The following is a 21,166-nucleotide window of genomic DNA, read 5'->3' as shown; positions in this document are numbered from 1 at the left end:
ACATCCATCAGGGCAGATTAAAAAAGTGTTGGATCTGCTTGCACAGAAAAGCATGATTCAGGTGTTCCATATTCTTGGAGGTATTGCTTCGCGGCCAAGCAGCGCAGGCCTAAGCAATCGCCACAAATCAATCAGCCATCCCCGCGCCAACAACGCTTCACTGGCCAGGCACCGTGCAACCAGCAACCCCGGCAGCTGGGTCAGATCCCCGCGCACGTCGTTGGGCAGCGAGCGGCAGCGCTCCAGCAGTCCGCTATCGATTTCCCCGGTCACCAGCAATGTCGCAAACACCGGTTGCCCATCTAGCCCGATGGGCGAGTCCAGCAAACCGTCCGCCCCGACAATGCGCTGGCGTTCATGCCAGAGCAACTGGCCGTCGCGGCGGATATCCAGTTGCGCCTGGAAGTGCCCAAGATCGAAGCGCTCGCCACTGGCCGGACGGCCCAAAGCCAAGACGTCCCAGTAGAACAGTCGCGCATCGCCTTCAAGCTCGATGCCAGTGCTGAGTTCAGCCTGGGCAGCGCTGAAAATGATTGTCTCCTGGGGCAGCCATTCCAGTGTCGCACCGGCCGCCACCTTCAACTTCAGCTGCTGATAGGCGGGGCCGGCGGCGCGATACCACTTGGCCGCGCCGGGGCTGGTGATTTGTGCCCAGGCATCGCGCTCGACGCTGGCCGAGATGTCCAGACGATCACCGCCGGCAATTCCGCCGGGCGGGTGGACGATGATGTGCTGGCAGACTTCCGGCCCTTCGGCATACAGGTGTTTTTGCACGCGCAGTGGGCCCAGGTGGCGACGCAGGACCGGGCGCGTGCAGCCGTCGAAGCGGGCGTAACCCAGCTCCAGTTCGGCGTGCCAGCTGGGGGTAAACAAGGCGCCAGAAGCGGGAAGAGTCATAGTCAGTGCTTATCTTGAGGTCGTCACGATGGTTGCAAAGGCTGTGCCGCAAGGATTCGCAGGCAGGAAGCGGTTATTGCCTGGGTTTGTGCACCAACAGGAGGCGCCCCATGAAATATGGCGCAACAAAATGGTGCCTTGTGCCTGTTGAGGTATACATATCTACCGCCATCGGTGGTCGTGAAAAACCGAGGATGCAAGCGTACGCCCCACATCCAGAGGGGTGATTGAACGCCTTGGAGTCTCTTGATGACCACTTCTTATGATCCTGCACCACCTGCATCTTCGACCGCACCGGTGTTGCCACCTGTGAGCCAGCCCTTCATTGGCGTGGACGATGCGGCGCTTTGGCTGCACCAACATGAACACGTGAGCGACAGAGAGTACGGTGCGCTCCTGTTGCAGCGCCCTGATGGTAAATGTGTCGCCACGACACCTATAAAAGGTGAGGCAACTACATTTGATTTTGAGCGTTTGCTGGCCTACGACCGACAAACCCGGACGATCATTCATCCTGCGGGATACCTTTGCGTGGGCCGCTATCACAGCCATCCGGAATATGCGGAACAGATTGCCCGGGCTCACCCCCGCTACAGCGCAGACCAGGTCAAGTTGCATCAGGCGCTCCCCTCGACAGTCGATCTCGATTCAGCTTTCAGGCATGTCGACGTCTTTAAAACCAATTACATTTCAAGTCACGATGGTTCTCTGGTGGCCTATTCCATCAATCCGCAGAACGCATCCGGCAATCCTCAGTTCGGACTGGGCTCCACGCCCGAAAGTCGAATCAAGAGGATCGTGACCATCGGCCAGATGCGTGTCCTTGATCCAGGCACGGTCTGGGGGGGATTTCGCGGCCCGATCACGGCTCAATGGACTCCCAACCAGCCGGTCCTGCCCGGACCTCCCACTCTCCAACCGTTCTATACGTCGGTTTTTGACGATCCGGCGTCGGCGTTGAACGCTGCCTTGAGTCGCGTACCCGCCACCGCAGCGCATCTGCGCATGGGACTGATCCTCAAGCATCGCGACCGTGACGAATATGTCGCGACATTGCCGTTGCAACGACCTGATGGATTGCTGGCAATCGAGCAGGTATTCCCCGCGACGCCAGACGGTTTTCTGTTACCAGAAAATCAGACGTTTGCAGGTGTGTACCTAGGGCCAGAGTTGCTGGCGACGTCACTACCGGAAGAACAGGCTGACATTTACCAGCAGTTTTTCTCGCCCCGGTCATTGTTGTTCAGCATCCAGCAGGGCAGAACATCAGGGTTGGTGGACGTCTCCCAGGGCTTTTCCGTATTCCGCCAGACTCCGGACGGCGCACTGCTGAAGTATCACAGTACGTTTTCGGACGCCGAATCCCTGATGTTCGAGGCAGATGGCAAGTTGGGCGTCAACATCGACAGGTTCTTGCTTACCGGGCGCATGAGTCCGAGGTTTTTCGTCAGACGTGTTGCGGCAATGGGTGTACTGACGGTCGAACAAACCAGTCCGTTCTGGAATATTCCAGGTTTGGTGGACGCTCGATGGCGGCCCTATGGGAGGGCGTGACGAATCGGCCCGGTTTCTGAATGAGCGCTGACAGTTCACTGCTCAGATCGTCACCAAACCGCGCACGCCTTCGGCTTCCATATTCTCGCCGCGACCCTGTTGCACTATTTCGCCCCGGGACATCACCAGGTATTGGTCTGCCAGTTCGGCGGCGAAATCGTAGAACTGCTCGACCAGTAGAATGGCCATGTCGCCTCGGGCCGCGAGTTTTTTGATCACGGCACCGATCTCCTTGATCACCGACGGCTGGATGCCTTCGGTGGGCTCGTCGAGGATCAGCAGGCGAGGGCGGCTGGCCAACGCACGGCCGATGGCCAGTTGTTGTTGCTGGCCGCCGGACAGGTCACCCCCCCGGCGTTGCTTCATTTGCAGCAGCACCGGGAACAGCTCGTAGATGAACGCTGGCACTTCCTTCGCTTCGCTGCCGGGAAAGCGTGACAGACCCATCAGCAGGTTTTCTTCCACGGTCAGGCGGCCGAAGATCTCCCGGCCTTGCGGCACGTAGGCGATGCCGGCATGCACACGCTGGTGCGGCTTGAACGTGGTGATCGGCTTGCCTTCCCAGTTCACTGCGCCTTCCTTCGCTGGCAGCAGGCCCATCAGGCATTTGAGCAGGGTGGTCTTGCCCACGCCGTTACGGCCGAGCAGGCAGGTGACTTCGCCGACCTTCACGTCAAATGTCAGGCCGCGCAGGATGTGGCTTCCGCCGTAGTATTGGTGCAGTTTTTCGACTTGCAGCATGTTCGAATTCCTTCTGTTTTACACAGAACCCTGTGGGAGCGGGCTTGCTCGCGAATGCGGACTGACATTCAACATTTGCATCGACTGGCACACCGCTTTCGCGAGCAAGCCCGCTCCCACATGGGGCAGTGTTCACATGTCTATCGACCGAGATAAACCTCGATCACCCGCTCGTTGTCCTGTACCTGCTCCAGCGACCCTTCGGCCAGCACGCTGCCCTGATGCAACACCGTGACGTGGTCGGCAATCGAACCGACGAAGCCCATGTCGTGCTCCACCACCATCAGCGAATGCTTGCCGGCCAGGCTTTTGAACAGCTCGGCGGTGAACTCGGTTTCGGCGTCGGTCATGCCCGCCACCGGCTCATCGAGCAGCAGCAATTGCGGGTCCTGCATCAGCAACATGCCGATCTCCAGGAACTGCTTCTGACCATGGGACAACAGGCCGGCCGGGCGATTGACCGAGCTGGTCAGGCGAATGGTCTCCAGCACTTCGGCGATGCGGTCTCTCTGCTCGCCGCTCAAACGCGCCCGCAGGCTGGCCCACACCGACTTGTCGGTTTTCTGCGCCAGTTCCAGGTTCTCGAACACACTCAAGGCTTCGAACACCGTGGGCTTCTGGAACTTGCGACCGATGCCGGCCTGGGCGATCTGCACTTCGCTCATTTGCGTCAGGTCCAGGGTTTCGCCGAACCAGGCCTTGCCGTGGCTGGGGCGGGTCTTGCCGGTGATCACGTCCATCAGCGTGGTCTTGCCTGCGCCGTTGGGGCCGATGATGCAGCGCAGCTCACCGACGCCGATGTACAGGTTCAGATTGTTCAGGGCGCGGAAGCCGTCGAAGCTGACACTGATATCTTCCAGGGTCAGGATGGTGCCGTGGCGGGTGTTCAGGCCTGGCCCGACGCGTTGGCCAAGGCCGATGGCATCGCGGCTGCTGCCGGCGTCCTTGTTGGGCTCCACAGGAAAAAACGCTGGTTCGAGCATGAATTCAGCGGTTGCAGTGACTCTCATTGCTCACCTCTTTTCTTCAACAGACCGATCACGCCTTTGGGCAAATACAGGGTCACGACGATGAACAGCGCGCCGAGGAAGAACAGCCAGTACTCGGGGAACGCCACGGTGAACCAGCTCTTCATGCCGTTGACCACGCCGGTGCCGAGCAACGGACCGATCAAGGTCCCGCGCCCGCCGAGCGCGACCCAAACGGCTGCTTCGATGGAGTTGGTCGGCGACATTTCACTCGGGTTGATGATCCCCACTTGCGGCACATACAGCGCACCGGCCAGGCCGCACAACACCGCGCTCAACACCCACACGAACAACTTGAAACCGCGCGGATCGTAGCCGCAGAACATCAGGCGGTTTTCCGCATCGCGCAGCGCGGTCAACACCCGACCGAACTTGCTTTGCGCCAGGCGCCAGCCGATAAACAGGCTCGCCACCAGCAACAGCACCGTGGCGAAAAACAGCACAGCACGGGTGCCCGGTTCGGTGATGCCAAAGCCAAGAATCGTGCGGAAGTTGGTGAAGCCGTTGTTGCCGCCGAAGCCGGTTTCGTTGCGGAAGAACAACAACATGCCGGCGAAGGTCAGGGCCTGGGTCATGATCGAGAAATACACGCCCTTGATCCGCGAACGGAAGGCGAAGAAGCCGAACACCAACGCCAACAACCCCGGCGCCAATACCACCAGGCACAGGGTCCAGAGGAAGCTGCTGGTGCCGGTCCAGAACCACGGCATTTCGGTCCACGACAGGAAGGTCATGAACGCCGGCAAGCCATCGCCCGAGGCCTGGCGCATCAGGTACATGCCCATGGCATAGCCACCGAGGGCGAAGAACAGACCGTGCCCCAAGGACAGGAGGCCGGCGTAACCCCACACCAGATCGAGCGCCAGTGCGACGATGGCGTAGCAAAGAATCTTGCCCACCAGCGTCAGTGTGTAAGCCGAAACATGCAGCGTGCTGTCCACCGGTAACAACGACAGTAGCGGTAGCGCCAACAGCAAAACGAGGATCACTGCACCGACGGCAATCGAGACTTTAGGGCCGGCTTTTTGGGTCGCGGTAACGAGCAGGGGCTGGTTCATCAGTCGATCACCCGTCCTTTGAGTGCGAAGAGGCCTTGCGGACGTTTCTGGATGAACAGAATGATCAACGCGAGGATGAGGATCTTGCCGAGCACGGCACCGATCTGCGGTTCGAGAATCTTGTTGGCGATCCCCAGGCCAAACGCCGCCAGCACGCTACCGGCCAACTGACCGACACCGCCGAGCACGACCACCAGGAACGAGTCGATGATGTAGCTCTGGCCGAGGTCCGGGCCGACGTTGCCGATCTGGCTCAGGGCCACGCCACCGAGGCCGGCGATGCCCGAACCGAGGCCAAAGGCGAGCATGTCCACGCGCCCGGTGGGTACGCCGCAGCAGTCGGCCATGTTGCGGTTCTGCGTGACGGCGCGAACATTCAGGCCGAGTCGAGTCTTGTTCAGCAGTAGCCAGGTCAACACCACCACAAACAACGCAAAGGCAATGATGACGATGCGGTTGTACGGCAGCACCAGGTTCGGCAGCACTTGAATGCCGCCCGACAGCCACGCCGGGTTGGCCACTTCGACGTTCTGCGCGCCGAACACCAGGCGAACCAGTTGAATCAGCATCAGGCTGATGCCCCAGGTGGCGAGCAGGGTTTCCAGCGGACGGCCGTAGAGGTGGCGAATCACCGTGCGCTCCAGCGCCATGCCGATGGCCGCGGTGACGAAAAACGCCACCGGCAGCGCGATCAGCGGATAGAACTCGATGGCCTGCGGCGCGAAGCGCTGGAACATCAGTTGCACCACATAGGTCGAGTAGGCGCCGAGCATCAGCATCTCGCCGTGGGCCATGTTGATCACGCCGAGCAGGCCGAAGGTGATCGCGAGTCCCAAGGCGGCGAGCAGCAGTATCGAGCCCAGGGACATGCCGCTGAATGCCTGACCGAGCATCTCGCCGACCAGCAGTTTGCGTTTGACTTGAGCGAGGCTGGTTTCGGCCGCAGTGCGTACATTGGCATCAGCCTCAACGCCAGGATCGAGCAAGCCTTCGAGGCGGGTGCGGGCTAGCGGATCACCTGTTTCGCCGAGCAAGCGCACAGCGGCCAGCCGTACAGCCGGGTCGGCATCCACCAATTGCAGGTTGGCCAGGGCGAGGCTCAGTGCGGCATGAACGCTCTCGTCCTTCTCGCCCGCCAGTTGTTGGTCGAGGAATTTCAACTGCGCCGGCTTGGCGCTTTTCTGTAGTTGCTGCGCGGCGGTCAGACGGAGTTTGGCATCGGTGGCGAGCAATTGATGACTGGCCAGGGCCGTGTCGATCAGACCTCGCAGGCGGTTGTTCAGGCGCAGGGTTTTAGGTTGGCCGTCGATGGTCAATTCACCTTGTTGCAGGGCGTTGATCAGTTCGATACGGGCCGGGTCGGGTTGCGCGGCCCAGGCTTCCAACAGCCTGGCTTGCTGCACGGGATTGGCGACGACGAAGTCTTCGGCGTCACCGGCGTGAGTGGCCATAGGCAGCAAGAGTGCGATGGCGAGGAGGAAGCGGTAGAGGGCAGTGGGCATAGAGAGTCGCCTTGCTCGGACTAAATGTGAAGGCTGGCTTTTGTGGCGAGGGAGCTTGCTCCCGCTGGGACGCGAAGCGGCCCCAAAAAAGGACTGCTCCGCAGTCCAACGGGAGCAAGCTCCCTCGCCGCAAAAACCGCTCCCACAGGGAGTTGTGTTGGGCCTGAATAATCGTCAGGCCCAATGGCTCAGTTGCTCTTCACCGCATATTCCGGTTTCTTGTCGTTGCCGGGGATGAACGGGCTCCACGGCTGGGCGCGGATCGGTCCTTCGGTCTGCCACACCACGTTGAACTGACCGTCAGACTGGATCTCGCCGATCATCACTGGCTTGTGCAGGTGGTGATTGGTCTTGTCCATGGTCAGCGTGTAACCGGACGGCGCGGCAAAGGTCTGGCCGGCCAGGGCTTCGCGGACTTTGTCGACGTCGGTGGACTTGGCTTTTTCCGCCGATTGCGCCCACATGTGGATACCGACGTAAGTGGCTTCCATCGGGTCGTTGGTCACCGCCTTGTCGGCGCCTGGCAGGTTGTGTTTCTTCGCGTAGGCTTTCCAGTCGTCGACGAACTTCTTGTTCACCGGGTTCTCCACCGATTCGAAGTAGTTCCACGCCGCCAGGTTACCCACCAACGGTTTGGTGTCGATGCCGCGCAGTTCTTCTTCGCCGACCGAGAACGCCACGACCGGAACGTCGGTGGCTTTCAGGCCCTGGTTCGCCAGTTCCTTGTAGAACGGCACGTTGGAGTCGCCGTTGACGGTGGAGATAACCGCCGTCTTGCCGCCGGCCGAGAACTTCTTGATGTTGGCGACGATGGTCTGGTAGTCGCTGTGACCGAACGGGGTATAGACCTCTTCGATGTCCTTGTCGGCCACGCCTTTGGAGTGCAGGAACGAACGCAGGATCTTGTTGGTGGTGCGCGGGTAGACGTAGTCGGTGCCGAGCAGGAAGTAGCGCTTGGCGCTGCCGCCCTCTTCGCTCATCAGGTATTCAACGGCAGGGATCGCCTGCTGGTTCGGCGCCGCGCCGGTGTAGAACACGTTTGGCGACATTTCTTCGCCTTCGTATTGCACCGGGTAGAACAGCAGGCCGTTGAGTTCTTCGAACACTGGCAGTACCGATTTGCGCGACACGGAAGTCCAGCAACCAAACACCACGGCGACCTTGTCCTGGGTCAGCAATTGACGACCCTTCTCGGCGAACAGCGGCCAGTTCGATGCAGGGTCGACCACCACCGGCTCGAGCATCTTGCCGTTCACGCCGCCCTTGGCGTTGATCTCGTCGATGGTCATCAGCGCCATGTCTTTCAACGACGTTTCGGAGATCGCCATGGTCCCGGACAACGAATGCAGAATACCGACCTTGATGGTCTCGGCGGCCTGGACAGTCCAGGTCATGCCCATCGCGGCGATGCTTGCCGAGAGTGTGAAAGCCTTGATCAAACTGCGACGCTTCATTGTGCGATCTCCATGAACTTATGAGTTTTTTTGGTTGGCAGATGCGGACTACTGAAGGTGTGTTTTGCAAGTGCTGTGCCCGGTCGGCAAAAGGCAGGGAAATGTCGTTTTAGAGCGGTTGAACGGTTTGCTGGCGCACCATGAAGGATCGCGTCTGGCGCGTTGGTGCGAAGAGTTGCGCCAGATTGGGGCGAAGACTTTGTGGGCAACAAAAATCGACTGTGGGAGCGGGCTTGCTCCGGGCGGCGTTCCGACGAATGCGGTGTTTCAGTTGCCATTTATGTTGTCTGACACACCCTCTTCGCGAGCAAGCCCGCTCCCACAAGGTCAGCGGCGCATCAAGTCAGCTTTTAATGCAGGTTTCAAAACCATGTCCGCCACCTTCGTACTCCGGGCCGTAGTAGTACTTGGTGAATGAAGTTTTCCCGTCAGGGGTTGTAGCAATTTTCGCAATTCCAACGCCGTAATCCTTGAGTGACGGATCCGTATGGGCAAAGTAAATCGCCAGGGAACTCAAGTTGGCGGCAGCAAATCCGTCATACCGGGAGTTGTCGAGCAACGTCAGCGTAAAACCGTAGGCACCGTGTTCGCCGGTACTCTGTTTGGCATTGAGCTTCATCTCTACAACACCTTCAAACGGACCGATATGGCTGTCCATTCCGGTGCATTGATACCGGCCACTATAATCAACGCCAGTAAAGGGTGGCTGCACTGCCCATGCGGGCGCTGAAACAAGTGCAATGGATGCGATGAGTTTCTTGAACATGCTTACCTCTTTCCGCTCTTGTAAGAGTTGTGGCGATTAAGTTGTAGGAATAATCGTCATTGAAGTGCGCGAGCGTTTTATAGTTGAACTCGCGAGTGCGGAGTATGAACATGATGGTTAACTTGTTAAGCGTTAACTCAATACGAGGTTTTTCCAGGCGTAAATGCAGTCATGAAACTTTTTTAATTAAATATGGCGTTAACGACGTCGCATCAAGCCGATGAAGAACAACCCGCCAATCGCCGCAGTGGCAATGCCGATGGGCAAGTCTTCGGGGGCAATCAGTGTCCGGGCGGCGACGTCGACCCAGACGAGAAACAGGCTGCCGAGCAACACGCACACCGGCAGCAATCTTCGGTGTTCAGCCCCAACCAGACGCCGCGCAATGTGTGGCACCATCAGCCCGACAAAACCGATCGAGCCGCTGATCGATACCAGCACCCCGGTCATCAATGACGCAATCAAAAACACCCGCAGGCGTATGGTGCGTGCATTCAGGCCCAGGGTCACCGCTGTCTGCTCGCCGGCCATCAGTGCATTCAGCGGTCGCGCCATGCCCAGCAGCAAAATCAGCCCGAGCAACACACTGGCTGTCGGCACCGCCAGCAACTCCCAGCGTGCTAGCCCGAGCCCGCCGAGCATCCAGAACATCACCGCTGAACTGGCTCGATGGTCGCCCATGAACAGCAGCAAATTGGCAATCGCCATCATCACGAACGACACCGCCACGCCGCACAGCAGCAAGCGGTCACTGTCGAGGCGACCATGACGACTGGCGATCATCAGCACCACCAGCATGCTCAGCAATGCACCGATGAATGCCGCGATCGGCAAGGTCAGCAGGCCAACGATTTCGCCGACATGCAGCACCACGATCACCGCGCCAAGTGTGGCACCGGAAGTCACGCCGAGCAGGTGCGGGTCAGCCAACGGGTTGCGCGTGACCGCTTGCAGCACCGCGCCGATCAACGCCAGGCCGGCGCCCACCAGCGCGCCGAGCAACATGCGCGGCACACGAATCAGCCAGACGATGTGTTCTTGTCCGGGGTTCCAGTCCGGCACACCGAAACCGAACAGTTTGTGTAACAGGATGCGCCACACCACATCCAGCGGCACCCGTGCCGGGCCGAAACCCAGGGACACCACGCACGACACCAGCAACAGCGCACCGAGGGCGATCAGCAACAGGGCGTAGCGACGGTTGATCATTCGCCGTGGAAACCCTTGGCCAGGGTTGCTACCGCCAGCACGTTATCGATCCCCGGCGTGGCCTGCACGTAAGGGATGACGATGAAGCGCTGGTGCTTGATCGCGTCCACCGATTGCAGGGCCTTGTTGCTCAGCAGGAATTGAATCTTCTGTTCGGCAGTGACTTCGCTGTAGTCGACAATCACGATCACCTGCGGGTTGCGTTCGACCACGGTTTCCCAATTGACCCGGGTCCAGCTCGCGTCGACATCCTCCAGAACATTGCTCCCGCCAGCGGCGTCGATCAGCGCCTGCGGCATGCCCAGGCGCCCCGAAGTCATGGCGCGATCTTCGCCGCTGTCGTACAGGAAGACCCGCGGTTTTTCCGTGGGCAGGTCTTTGCCAATGTCTGCCACCTGCGCCTGCATGTTGGCGATCAGGGCATTGGCGCGGTCCTGCACGTCGAAGATTCTGCCGAGGTTGCGCAGGTCGTTGTAGGTGTCTTCGAGGCTGGCCGATGGGCGCTTCATCACGAAGGCGCAGGATTCGCTCAGCTCATACACATTGATGCCCAGCGGTTGCAGGGTTTGTGGCGTGAGATCGCCGCCGATACGCATGCCGTAGTCCCAGCCTGCGAAGAAGAAATCGACGTTGGCATTGAGCAGGGTTTCCACCGACGGATACTTGGCCGCCAGTTCCGGCAGGCCTTCGAGAATGCTCTGCATCTCGGGCGTCACGGCCTTCCAGCCACTGATGCCGCTGTAACCGGCCATCTGCGGTTTGAGGCCGAGGGCGAGCATCATCTGGGTCATGTTGATGTCGTGGCTGAGGGCGTGTTTTGGTGCCTGCTTGAAGGTCACCTCGCGGTTGCAGCTTTTGATTGTCAGCGGGTAATGGGTGGCTTCGGCCAATGCCTGGGCGCTGCCCAGCAGCATCACGAGGCAGAGGCAGGAGCGCAGCAGGGAGCGCAAAGTCATGGTTGGGTTATCCAGGTGATTCGTGGGTAGCCGTGCAGTGGATGTTCATCGATCAGCGCTTCGACGCCGAACACATTGCTCAGCAGCGCAGCCGTCAGGACGTCTTTCGGTGTGCCGCTGGCGACGATACGACCATGGTTGATCACGTACAGCCGATCACAAAAAGCCGCCGCCAGATTGAGGTCGTGGATGCTCGCCAGGGTGCCGATGTTCAAGCGTTTGACCAACTGCAAAAGCTCAAGCTGATAACGCGGATCGAGGTGGTTGGTCGGCTCGTCGAGGATCAGCAACTGTGGTTGCTGGGCCAGGGCGCGGGCGAGGATGACCCGCTGTTTTTCACCACCGGAGAGAGTGGTGAACCCGTGGTGTTCGAAGCCCTTGAGGCCGACGGATTCCAGGGCCTGATCGATCAGATCGCGGTCTTCAAGGGTGTCGCCATCGAACAAGCCTTTGTGCGGCGTGCGGCCCATGGCGACCACTTCCTCGACGGTCAGGCCGAAGGCATCAGGGAACTCCTGCAACACCACGGCGATGCGTTGCGCGCACCAACGCGAGGATTGTTTCCAGACGTTCTGGTGATCGAGTCTGACCTCGCCGCTTTCCGGTTTATTGAAGCGCCAGGCACACCGCAACAGGCTGGTCTTGCCGCTGCCGTTGGGGCCGATCAGCCCGACGAACTCACCGGCGGCCACGTGTAGCGAGGCGTCATACAGCTGGAATTGGTGATCGCAATGGCCGTGACCCAGTGGGGACCAGGTGAGGTTCGTGAGGTTCAGCGAGGTCATGCAGTGGCTCTTGAGGTGATGCTGATGGCCCCTTCGCGGGCAAGCCCGCTCCCACAGGAATTGCGCAAATCCTGTGGGAGCGGGCTTGCTCGCGAAGGGGCCCGAAAGGACACCCTGAATGCGAGAGGGTGACGCGCGGGGGAGTTTACAGTGCCTTTCACCCCACGCATCTCACCTGTTTCATGATGAAGATGAGGCGCTCTCAGTCTGCCGGGTGAAGCGCGACAGCAGCAGGCGATCCAGTACCCACACTACCACCAGCGAAGCGCCCACCAATGGAAAGGCCACCGCCAGGGCGAACATGATCACCATCGCGGTTTTCCATTTCGGCAGGTCATGACGCAGCGGCGGCACGCCGAGTTTTCCTTGCGGACGGCGCTTCCACCAGATCACCACGCCACTGACCGCACTGAGCAAAATCATCAGGCAGATCAGCAACACCACGATCTGATTGAACACACCGAACATCTTGCCCTCGTGCAGCATCACGCCGATTTCCGTGGCACGGGCGACGGTGCCGTAGTGCTCGAAACGTACATCGGCCAGGACCTTGCCGGTGTATTGATCGATGTGCAGCGTGGCGTCATTGCGTGGGTCGTCGGCGAACACGGCGATGGTGAACACGCCGGTCGCGGTGGTCGGCAGGGTGATGCTGTAACCCGGTTCGACCTTGCGTTCGCTGGCGATGTTTTGTACGTCCTGCAGGCGGATCAACGGCGAGGCCGGGCCGGCCGACGCTCCATCGTGAGCCATGTGTTCGGCATGGTCGCCGGACATCGGCATCGGCGTGTTTTCCATGGCCCACGGCACGGTCTGGCGGGTCGCGGTGTTGAGGCTGCGCGCCTCGATATCGGACTTCGGCACGTCATCCCACATGGCGGCCGGGAACACGTTCCACACTTCGGCGTATTGCTTGCCCCAGAAGCCGGTCCAGGTCATGCCGCTGAGCAGCATCACCAGCAGCAGGGACGCGCCCCAGAACCCGGTGACCGCGTGCAGGTCACGCCACAATATGCGACCACGACTGTTCAGGCGTGGCCACAAAATGCCGGCGGCCTGACCGCGCGGCCACCACAGGAAAATGCCCGACACCACCAGCACCACGCCCCAGCCGGCGGCCAGTTCGATCAGCCGATCGCCAACGGTGCCGATCATCAGCTCGCCGTGAATCGACCGGGCAATGGCTTGCAGGTTCTTCTTTGCGTCTTGCTCGCCGAGGATGTCACCGTGATAAGGGTCGACGAAAACGTTCAGCTCCTTGCCATCGTTGAGCACGACAAACTGCGCGCTGCGCTCGGCGTTGACCGGGGGCAGGTACTGGGTGACCTGGCCTTGTGGATAAGCTGTTTTCACCCGTGTCAGCAGGTCGTCGGCCGGGACGGTGTGATGACCGGCCGGGACGTTGAGCAGGCTGCTGTACATCAGCGAATCGAGCTGCGGTTTGAACAGGTAGATGGTGCCGGTCAAGGCCAGCATCACCATGAATGGCGCAACGAACAATCCGGCATAGAAATGCCAGCGCCAGGCCAGGTTGTAGAAATTCACTTTGGGCTGTTTCATTACGTGTGCTCCGCTTGGCTGGATCTTTTAGTTGTTTGTTTTGCGGTTGCTGCGCAACCGTTCGCGGGCAAGCCCGCTCCCCTGTAGGAGCGAGCTTGCTCGCGAAGCTTTTAGAAACTCATGTCCACCTTGGTCCAGAGCGTTCGCCCCGGTTCCTTGATGGCTTGCGGGTCATTGGCCGGGTAGCCGAAACCGGCGTTGCCGGCCAGGTTCAAGTGCTCGGCGTAAGCCTTGCCGAACAGGTTGTCGACGCCGCTGCTGACCTTCCAGTTGCTGTTGATCCGATAGGCACCGTTGAGGGAGAACACGCCGAAGCCCGGCGTCTTGCCGAAATCCTTGCCGACCACGTTGCCCTTGTTCTGGTCGATGCGGTTTTGCGCGGCGACCACTCTCCACAGTGCGCCGGCGCTCCAGTTGTCTTCGCTGTAGGTCAGGCCGAAACGGGCATCCAACGGCGGCATCTGCGGCAATGCATTGCCATCGCTGCTGTTCTTGCCCCAGGCGTAGGCCAGGGTCGCGTCGGCGTTCCAGTTCTCGGTGAAGTTGTAAGCGACGCCCAGTTCGCCGCCCATGATTCGCGCGTCGATGTTTTCGGCTTGCGAGGTCATGCCCATCATTGTCGGGGTGTAGTTGAACAGGATGTAATCGCGCACCTGCCCGACGTAAGCCGAGGCCCAGGCTTCGAGGTTCTCGGTCTTGTATTGCAGGCCGAAATCGAGCTGGGTGGTTTTTTCCGGTTTGATCGAATCGAAGGCATTCACCGAACCGGCGGGGCCGGACTTGGGTGAAAACAGTTCCCAGTAATCCGGGAATCGCTGGGTGTGACCGAGACCGGCATACAAGGTGGTCGGGCTGTCGGCCAGGTCATGCTCGTAGCGGATGAAACCGCTGGGCAGGGTATCGGCGCGGGTGTCGTCGGCGGTCGGATTCGGGCGGGTCATCATGCCCGAGCCGGTGGTCTGCCGATAATCCTTGGCCGAGGCGCGGTCCAGGCGTGCGCCGCTGATCAGGCGGTTCCGGTCGGCGGCGTACCAGGTCAGTTCGCCGAACACACCGTAGTTATGGAAGTCGGCATCCTTGGTGTACGGCAGGTCCTTGTAGGTGTCGACGCCCATGGCGCTGCGCTGGCGATGCTCATTGGTCTGCGCGTCGATGCCGCTGATAAGCTGCACATCGGCCCAGCGCCAGGTGGCCTTGACCCGGGCGCCGAGGGTGCGGCGGTCGACGTTGGAGGCCATGGGGCCTGCCATCATCCCGGTGCCGGATGGCGTGCGCAGGGTGTAGTTGTCCATCACGTGGTCGGCGTAGTTGTAGTAGACCTGCGCCTCGACTTTATCCAATACGTCGCCGATGTTGGACTGCTCGAAACGCAAGCCGAGGCTTTCGCGCAGGAACTGCGAACCGTCCATGCTGCGCCCGGCGTAGCGGGCTTCACCATCGCCACGGCCGGCGGTCAACTCCAGCAAGGTGTCGGCATTCGGGGTCCAGCCGACGGCCACGTCGCCGTTCCATTTTTCATAGCGCGACGGCACGGTGTCGTTGTTGCCGTCCTGGTAGTCGTCGGAGTGCGCGGTGTTTCCGATGACTCGCACGTAACCCGACTGACCGCCGGCTGCGGCGTCCACCAGTTTGTCGAAGCGACCGTAGGAGCCGGCCAGCACGCTGGCGTTGACCCGTGTGCCGAGTTCGCCGAAGTGCTCCGGCTCACGGTCGAACAGGATAGTGCCAGCCGAGGAACCCGGTCCCCACAGCACGGTTTGCGGGCCCTTGATTACGGTGAGTTTGTCGAAGGTTTCCGGCGAGATATAAGAAGTCGGAGCGTCCATGCGGCCCGGGCAGGCACCGAGCATCATGCCGCCGTTGGTGAGTATGTTCAGCCGCGAGCCGAACATGCCACGCAGCACCGGGTCACCATTGGTGCCGCCATTGCGCACCATGGCGAAGCCCGGGATGGTTTTCAGGTAATCGGCGCCGTCGCTGGCCGGCACCGGTTGGCGCGGGTCCTTGGGGTTGGTGACGATGGTCAAGGGCGAGCTGGGCGCAACGGCGGTAATCACCGTCGGGCTCAGTTCTTCACTGTGACCGGCATGATCATCGGCCAGCGCAGAAGGCGCCAGCAAAGCACCGCACAGGATCGCGGTGGCGTGCCTGAAACGAACGCCGGATTCGTTCAGGGCATAAGAGGCTTGGGCAGGGCTCAAGCACGGGACAGCGGAAAACCTGGACATGACAATTTCCATCGAACAGTCGTAAACGACACGGCCGGCAGCCTGCACAATCCCTGTGGGATTGAGCGTTGGCGGTCTTGCGGACCGTGTGAAATCAGAAGTGAGTGTTTACGCGACGATGGGCGGGGCGCGGGTGCGGGCGCCGGGGAAGAAGGTTTGCCAGGCATGGCCCAGGCGCGGAGAGGGTGTGGTGAAGGTGTTGACGGGCGGGATGACGAAGTTGGCGAAAGACACGCCACCGGTCAGCGCCGGGCAATTGAACAGCAGGCTGCAATAGCCGCACTTTTCCCACAGCACATGGTGCCCCGGGGCTGGCGGGCAATGCTCGGCGGTGACTTGCGTGGCATGGTCGGCATGCTCCATCGCCGACATGTCCATACCCACAGGCATGGTCATCGACATGGCGCGCGAATCCATCGGCATCGACTGAGAAATCAGCGGACCGATAAAGATCATCAGCATGGCGAACAGGCTGATCCAGCTGCCGCGTGTCAGGCTCAATGCCTGATTGCGTGAACTGGATGACCTGGCGCTAAGCGGGCGCATGGGCGTTTTCAGTTCAGGCGATTACGGCTTGTGCACGTGCGCTTGCATGGCGTCCGGCCCTTGCTTCTGCACCGCGACTTCAACCGTCACGTCACCGGACTTCTCGAAGTGCAGCGTCATGGGGAAGCGCTTGCCGTCAACCAGCAGGCTGCGGTCCTTGAGGCCCAGCAACATCACGTGATAGGCCATCGGCGCGAAAGTGACCTCGCCTCCGGCGGGCACTTCCACGCTTGTTACGTGCTGCATTTTCATCATGTCGCCTTGCATCACGTGCTCATGCAATTGCGCTTCGCCGGCAATGGGGGTGTCGACACTGAGCAGGCGGTCAGCGGTCTTGCCTTCATTGTTGATCACGAAATAAGCCGCAACGGTGGGCGCATTGGGCGGCAACTCCTGGGACCACGGATGAGCGATTTGCAGTGTGCCGACCTTGTATTCGTGGGCATTGGCAAAGCAGGCAGGCAGCAGCAACGCAGCCAGAACGATGAGTTTGTTCAACATGGCAGTTCTCCGGAACGATTTAAAACGCAGTCAATTGCGAGAAAAAATCACACCAGAGGGGACGCGCGGGGGTTGAGGCTCGGCCATTGCTGGCGCGGTGACGGGCTTTCGAGGGAGGTGGCGGGCAGGCTTCGGTTGGATTCGAAGTGCGCGAAATACAGCTGTGGCGAATGCCCCGGCAACGCCACCAATGGCGCAGAACCGGAGCAGCACCAGCAATGCTGCATGTTGGAATGATCGTCGCTTTGCGGGGCTTTCTGTTCAAGGTCCCCGATGGAAATCGCCACCATCCTGGTGCCGCTGGAACTGCAGAAACTGCCCCACAACAACTGTTCGGCAGGTGAATTAGCCGTTTGTGCCATCGCTCCGGACATCGGCATGGCGAGCATGTTGAACAGCACTGCGAAGCAGGCTATCCAGGCAATTGCGAGCCGTTGTCGGGACATGGGACAAAATCCGTTTGGGTGGGCGATCAGGCGCGGGTTATTTAGCCTGATCAGGGCCAATAAGTAAAAAGGCGGCGTGCGGTTTGGTGTCGCAGCAAAAAGACGTTAGCTCAGTGCGCACGTACCGCATGTACTTGTATTTCTACTCCAAGCGTAGCGCGAATTACGGCGAATATTGCAGCCAGGTTGTCCATGCTTGGGTTGCCTTTGGCGGACAACATTCGATGGAGGCTTTTGCTGGGCTTTGCCGTTTCCTTTGCCAGTTCTTCAAAACCAACGGTGGCGTTGATGAGGTCGCGAAGGATGATCCGCGCCATTTCGGGTTCGCCGTTAAGAAACAGAGTAGCAGCCTCATCCAGCAGTGCCTGGGCGAACTCGGGATCACGTTGGGCACGCTCGGCAATGGTGTGTTTGTAGCTTCGGGTGAGCGCCATGATGTTATCTCCGGTGTCGTTCAGTCTTTTTTCGAGATCGAAACTCGGCTATCAGTACTTTCGCCTGTTTGATGTCGGTTTTTTGTGTGGACTTGTCACCGCCACCAAAAAGGATGATCAGGTGTTTCCCCTCTTGAACGAGATAGATTCTATAGCCCGGGCCCCAATTTATCCGGTACTCGCCGAGCCCGTCGAACCACTTGATGTTTGATGTGTTTCCTAACTCGAGGCGCAGCAGCGCGGTGGATACCTTAAGCGCGGCCTGCGCATTCAAGTTGGAAAACCAGCGACCAAATGGGCTGGTTTCGTTGTCCTGTACGTATTCTTCGAGCGTGATCACAGGCGGCCCTGATGGTAACAAATAGGTTACTTATCATGCAAGCCAATGATCCTGACCTAATGAACGAAGACCGACAACGCGCCAAGTGTTTCCTCAGGTGTCAGGAACTCCCGATCAACCCCCGGCAACACTGGCCGCTTCAAGACAATCACCGGCACACCACGCTCACGCGCGACTTCCAGCTTCGGCTCGGTCGCCGTGCTGCCGCTGTTCTTGCTGATCAGCACGTCGATGTTTCGCCGTTCGAACAACTCACGTTCATCGTCGATCAGGAAGGGTCCCCGTGCGCCGATCACCTCGCAGCGATCGTTGCCCGGATATACATCCAGTGCGCGCAGGGTCCAGAATTGCTCCGCAGGAATTTCGTCCAGGTGTTGCAGGGGCTCGCGGCCGAGGGTGAACAGCGGTCGACGGAAGGGCTTCAGGGCGTCGATCAGTTCGGCCCAATCGCTGACTTTCCGCCAGTCATCACCCGCCTGGGCTTGCCAGGCCGGACGCCGTAACGCCCAGCAGGGAATGCCGCTCAAGCGCGCGGCGGTCGCGGCGTTCTGGCTGATCTGGGCGGCGTAGGGGTGAGTGGCGTCGAGCAGCAGCTCGATGCCTTCATCGCCAATGAATTGCGCCAGACCCTCGGCACCGCCGTAGCCGCCGACGCGAACCTGGCATTGCAGATCCGTCGGCACCCGACCGACACCGGCCAGGCTGTAGATATGCTGCGGTCCCAGCGTGCGGGCAATGGTCATGGCTTCAGTCACGCCGCCGAGCAACAGGATGCGCTTCATTGAAATGCTCCCGCATGGCCAACGATCCTGCCCTGGCGATCGATGGCAAAGACTTCCACCTGAACCTGCGCCGGCACCACGCTGCGGGCAAAGTCCAAGGCGTGCTGACAGACTGCATCACCCAGGGCGACCCCGGCTGCGGCGGCCATGGCCAGTGCCTGCTGGCTGGTGTTGGCCTCGCGGATATTCTGCTGCAACGCCGCATCGGCGCCGACCTGCGCCGCCCATAGCGCCAGTTGCGGCAGGTCAATGCTCGAATGACGACTGTGCAAATCCATGTGCCCGGCCGCCAGTTTACTGATCTTGCCGAAACCACCGCACAGGCTGAGTTTATCCACCGGTACTTTGCGCAGGTGCTTGAGCACGGCGCCAACGAAGTCGCCCATTTCGATCAGGGCGATTTCCGGCAGGTTGTAGACCCGGCGCATGGTGTCTTCGCTGGCGTTGCCGGTACAGGCGGCGATGTGCAGGTAACCGTTGGTTTTCGCCACGTCGATGCCCTGGTGGATCGAGGCGATGTAGGCCGCACAGGAAAACGGCCGGACGATGCCACTGGTGCCGAGAATCGACAGGCCGCCAAGTATGCCCAGGCGCGGATTCATGGTCTTCAGTGCCAGTGCCTCGCCGTTCTCGACGTTGACCGTGACCTCGAAACCGCCGCTGTAGCCGAGTTCGTCGGCCAGTCGGGCCAAGTGGTCGCTGATCATTTTGCGTGGCACCGGGTTGATCGCGGGCTCGCCGACACCCAGCACCAGCCCGGGCCGGGTCACTGTGCCGACGCCGCGACCGGCCTTGAAGCGAGTCCCCGGTTCGGCGCTCAGGCGCACCTGGGAGTAGAGCAGCGCACCGTGGGTCACGTCCGGATCGTCACCGGCGTCCTTGAGGGTTCCCGCTTCGGCGCCGTCCTCGGTGAGGCGGCAGAACTCCAGGCGCATCTGCACCTGTTTGCCCTTGGGCAACACGATTTCCACCGCATCGGTCGATGTGCCAGCCAGCAGCAGACGCGCGGCGGCGAGGCTGGTGGCCGTGGCGCAACTGCCGGTGGTCAGGCCGCTGCGCAGGGGGGCAGGTTGTTCGGCGGTTTCGTCACGCATCGAAGGGTTTTGTCACGTCCAGCAAGGTAATCGGCAAGGCCTGGCGCCAGGTGTCGAAGTCGCCCAGCGGTTGTGCTTGCGCGATATGAATGCGAGTCAACTCCCCGCCATGTTGCTCGCGCCAGGCCATCAGGGTCATTTCACTTTGCAGGGTGACTGCGTTGGCAATCAGCCGGCCACCGGGCTTGAGTTCGGCCCAACAGGTATCGAGCACACTCTCGCGGGTGACACCGCCGCCGATGAAAATCGCATCCGGCCGCTCCAGCCCGGCCAATGCTTGCGGCGCGCTGCCGCGAACCAGTTGCAGGCCGGGAACGCCGAGGGCGTCGCGGTTATCTTCGATCAACGCTTGTCGGCCCGCATCCGCCTCGATGGCCAGTGCGCGGCAGCTGGGGTGAGCGCGCATCCATTCGATGCCGATCGAGCCACTGCCGGCGCCGACGTCCCACAACAGTTCGCCGGGGATCGGGGCCAGGCGCGCGAGGGTGATGGCGCGCACATCGCGTTTGGTCAGTTGGCCGTCGTGCTTGAACGCCGAGTCCGGCAACCCGGCCAGTCGTGACAGGCGCTGTGCGCTTGGTTCAACAATGCAGTCGATGGCGATCAGGTTCAGGTCCGCGATCACAGGATCGGTCCAGTCATTGGCGATGCCGTCGATACGCCGCTCTGCTTCACCGCCCAAATGTTCGAGCACAGTTAACCGGCTCAGACCGAAACCACGTTCACGCAGCAGTGCGGCGATGGCGGCGGGGCTGCTGCCGTCGTTACTCAACACCAGCAAGCGCACGCCACTGAACAATTGCGCGCTGAGTGCAGTGACGGGGCGGGCAACCACTGACAACGTGACCACTTCCTGCAAGGGCCAACCCATTCGCGCCGCGGCCAGTGAGCAGGAGGACGGTGCGGGAAGCGTCAGCATCTCGGTTGCGGGGAGTTGCCGGGCGAGGCTGGCGCCGACGCCGAAGAACATCGGATCGCCACTGGCCAGCACGCAAACGGGTTCGCCACGGTGCGACAGCAGCGACTCAAGGCAGAAGGGGCTCGGCCACGGCTGGCGCTCGCCGCGTATGCACGGCGGGAGCAACTCCAGGTGCCGCTGGCCGCCGAAGATTTTCGAAGCGCGCAACAGCGCATGCCGGGCGTTCTTGCCCAGGCCCTTGAATCCGTCTTCGCCGATGCCCACTACCGTCAGCCAGGGTGTCATGCCATTCCTCTATCACGCGTTCAACGTTGTTGGGCGGCATGATAGCGCGGGTTCCTTGAGCTGACTGCCTTCTCTTCCCGA

At 60.7% G+C, this 21,166-nt stretch carries 21 protein-coding genes; 1 reads left to right on the top strand and 20 read right to left on the bottom strand.

Features of this window, described 5'->3' with window-relative positions; genetic code table 11:
- Positions 1-57 precede the first annotated feature (57 nt).
- The gene (locus KGA85_RS09965) at positions 58-897 is read right to left on the bottom strand and encodes an urease accessory protein UreD (RefSeq protein WP_223461638.1); all 840 of its coding nucleotides are present in this window, start codon (positions 895-897) and stop codon (positions 58-60) included.
- Positions 898-1,146: 249 nt separating this feature from the next.
- On the opposite strand from KGA85_RS09965, the gene KGA85_RS09960 reads away from it, so the two are divergent.
- Complete coding sequence (locus KGA85_RS09960) at positions 1,147-2,451, top strand: DUF4329 domain-containing protein (RefSeq protein WP_223461640.1); 1,305 nt, start codon at positions 1,147-1,149, stop codon at positions 2,449-2,451.
- 42 nt (positions 2,452-2,493) lie between these two features.
- Here KGA85_RS09960 and urtE read toward each other — a convergent pair whose 3' ends face one another.
- The 19 genes from urtE to cbiE form a co-directional block, all read right to left on the bottom strand.
- Entirely contained in the window at positions 2,494-3,192 is a 699-nt protein-coding gene (urtE, locus tag KGA85_RS09955; RefSeq protein WP_007979642.1) for an urea ABC transporter ATP-binding subunit UrtE, read from the bottom strand.
- A 140-nt stretch (positions 3,193-3,332) separates the two neighbouring features.
- Positions 3,333-4,202, bottom strand: coding sequence for an urea ABC transporter ATP-binding protein UrtD (gene urtD / locus KGA85_RS09950; protein ID WP_223543085.1), 870 nt, complete (start codon positions 4,200-4,202; stop codon positions 3,333-3,335).
- Entirely contained in the window at positions 4,199-5,278 is a 1,080-nt protein-coding gene (gene urtC, locus KGA85_RS09945; RefSeq protein WP_223543084.1) for an urea ABC transporter permease subunit UrtC, read from the bottom strand. Before urtC ends, urtD begins: the two co-directional genes overlap by 4 nt.
- On the bottom strand, positions 5,278-6,780 hold the full coding sequence (gene urtB / locus KGA85_RS09940) for an urea ABC transporter permease subunit UrtB (RefSeq protein WP_223461643.1): 1,503 nt from the start codon (positions 6,778-6,780) through the stop codon (positions 5,278-5,280). The genes urtC and urtB overlap by 1 nt, the downstream gene beginning before the upstream one ends.
- A gap of 188 nt (positions 6,781-6,968) precedes the next feature.
- On the bottom strand, positions 6,969-8,234 hold the full coding sequence (gene urtA / locus KGA85_RS09935) for an urea ABC transporter substrate-binding protein (protein ID WP_223461645.1): 1,266 nt from the start codon (positions 8,232-8,234) through the stop codon (positions 6,969-6,971).
- A 343-nt stretch (positions 8,235-8,577) separates the two neighbouring features.
- Positions 8,578-9,000: a hypothetical protein gene (locus KGA85_RS09930; protein ID WP_223461647.1), complete on the bottom strand. Its 423-nt coding sequence runs from the start codon at positions 8,998-9,000 to the stop codon at positions 8,578-8,580.
- Positions 9,001-9,198: 198 nt separating this feature from the next.
- Positions 9,199-10,209, bottom strand: coding sequence for a FecCD family ABC transporter permease (locus KGA85_RS09925; protein ID WP_223535104.1), 1,011 nt, complete (start codon positions 10,207-10,209; stop codon positions 9,199-9,201).
- On the bottom strand, positions 10,206-11,165 hold the full coding sequence (locus KGA85_RS09920) for an ABC transporter substrate-binding protein (RefSeq protein ID WP_223461651.1): 960 nt from the start codon (positions 11,163-11,165) through the stop codon (positions 10,206-10,208). Before KGA85_RS09920 ends, KGA85_RS09925 begins: the two co-directional genes overlap by 4 nt.
- Positions 11,162-11,950, bottom strand: a complete 789-nt coding sequence (locus KGA85_RS09915) for an ABC transporter ATP-binding protein (protein ID WP_223461652.1) — start codon at positions 11,948-11,950, stop codon at positions 11,162-11,164. The genes KGA85_RS09920 and KGA85_RS09915 overlap by 4 nt, the downstream gene beginning before the upstream one ends.
- 180 nt (positions 11,951-12,130) lie before the next feature.
- On the bottom strand, positions 12,131-13,510 hold the full coding sequence (locus KGA85_RS09910) for a PepSY-associated TM helix domain-containing protein (protein ID WP_223461653.1): 1,380 nt from the start codon (positions 13,508-13,510) through the stop codon (positions 12,131-12,133).
- Positions 13,511-13,620: 110 nt separating this feature from the next.
- Positions 13,621-15,738: a TonB-dependent copper receptor gene (locus tag KGA85_RS09905; protein WP_223461655.1), complete on the bottom strand. Its 2,118-nt coding sequence runs from the start codon at positions 15,736-15,738 to the stop codon at positions 13,621-13,623.
- A gap of 108 nt (positions 15,739-15,846) precedes the next feature.
- Positions 15,847-16,284: a DUF2946 domain-containing protein gene (locus tag KGA85_RS09900; RefSeq protein WP_223461657.1), complete on the bottom strand. Its 438-nt coding sequence runs from the start codon at positions 16,282-16,284 to the stop codon at positions 15,847-15,849.
- A gap of 21 nt (positions 16,285-16,305) precedes the next feature.
- The gene (locus tag KGA85_RS09895; RefSeq protein ID WP_223461659.1) at positions 16,306-16,785 is read right to left on the bottom strand and encodes a copper chaperone PCu(A)C; all 480 of its coding nucleotides are present in this window, start codon (positions 16,783-16,785) and stop codon (positions 16,306-16,308) included.
- Between the two features lie 47 nt (positions 16,786-16,832).
- Entirely contained in the window at positions 16,833-17,231 is a 399-nt protein-coding gene (locus KGA85_RS09890; RefSeq protein ID WP_223461661.1) for a DUF2946 domain-containing protein, read from the bottom strand.
- A gap of 110 nt (positions 17,232-17,341) precedes the next feature.
- A complete protein-coding gene (locus KGA85_RS09885) occupies positions 17,342-17,665 on the bottom strand; it encodes a DNA-binding protein (protein WP_008016808.1) in 324 nt (107 codons plus the stop codon).
- 4 nt (positions 17,666-17,669) lie between these two features.
- Entirely contained in the window at positions 17,670-18,005 is a 336-nt protein-coding gene (locus tag KGA85_RS09880) for a type II toxin-antitoxin system RelE/ParE family toxin (RefSeq protein WP_223461662.1), read from the bottom strand.
- Positions 18,006-18,061: 56 nt separating this feature from the next.
- A complete protein-coding gene (locus KGA85_RS09875) occupies positions 18,062-18,787 on the bottom strand; it encodes a cobalt-precorrin-6A reductase (RefSeq protein ID WP_223461664.1) in 726 nt (241 codons plus the stop codon).
- Entirely contained in the window at positions 18,784-19,881 is a 1,098-nt protein-coding gene (locus KGA85_RS09870; RefSeq protein WP_223461666.1) for a cobalt-precorrin-5B (C(1))-methyltransferase, read from the bottom strand. Before KGA85_RS09870 ends, KGA85_RS09875 begins: the two co-directional genes overlap by 4 nt.
- Positions 19,874-21,085, bottom strand: coding sequence for a precorrin-6y C5,15-methyltransferase (decarboxylating) subunit CbiE (gene cbiE, locus KGA85_RS09865; RefSeq protein WP_223461668.1), 1,212 nt, complete (start codon positions 21,083-21,085; stop codon positions 19,874-19,876). The genes KGA85_RS09870 and cbiE overlap by 8 nt, the downstream gene beginning before the upstream one ends.
- Between the last annotated feature and the right edge of the window lie 81 nt (positions 21,086-21,166).

Origin of the sequence: Pseudomonas sp. GL-B-12 (assembly GCF_019955895.1) — a bacterium.
GTDB lineage: Bacteria > Pseudomonadota > Gammaproteobacteria > Pseudomonadales > Pseudomonadaceae > Aquipseudomonas.
Note: the sequence above shows the minus strand (reverse complement) of the source record. Positions and strands in the feature narration are given on the sequence as shown.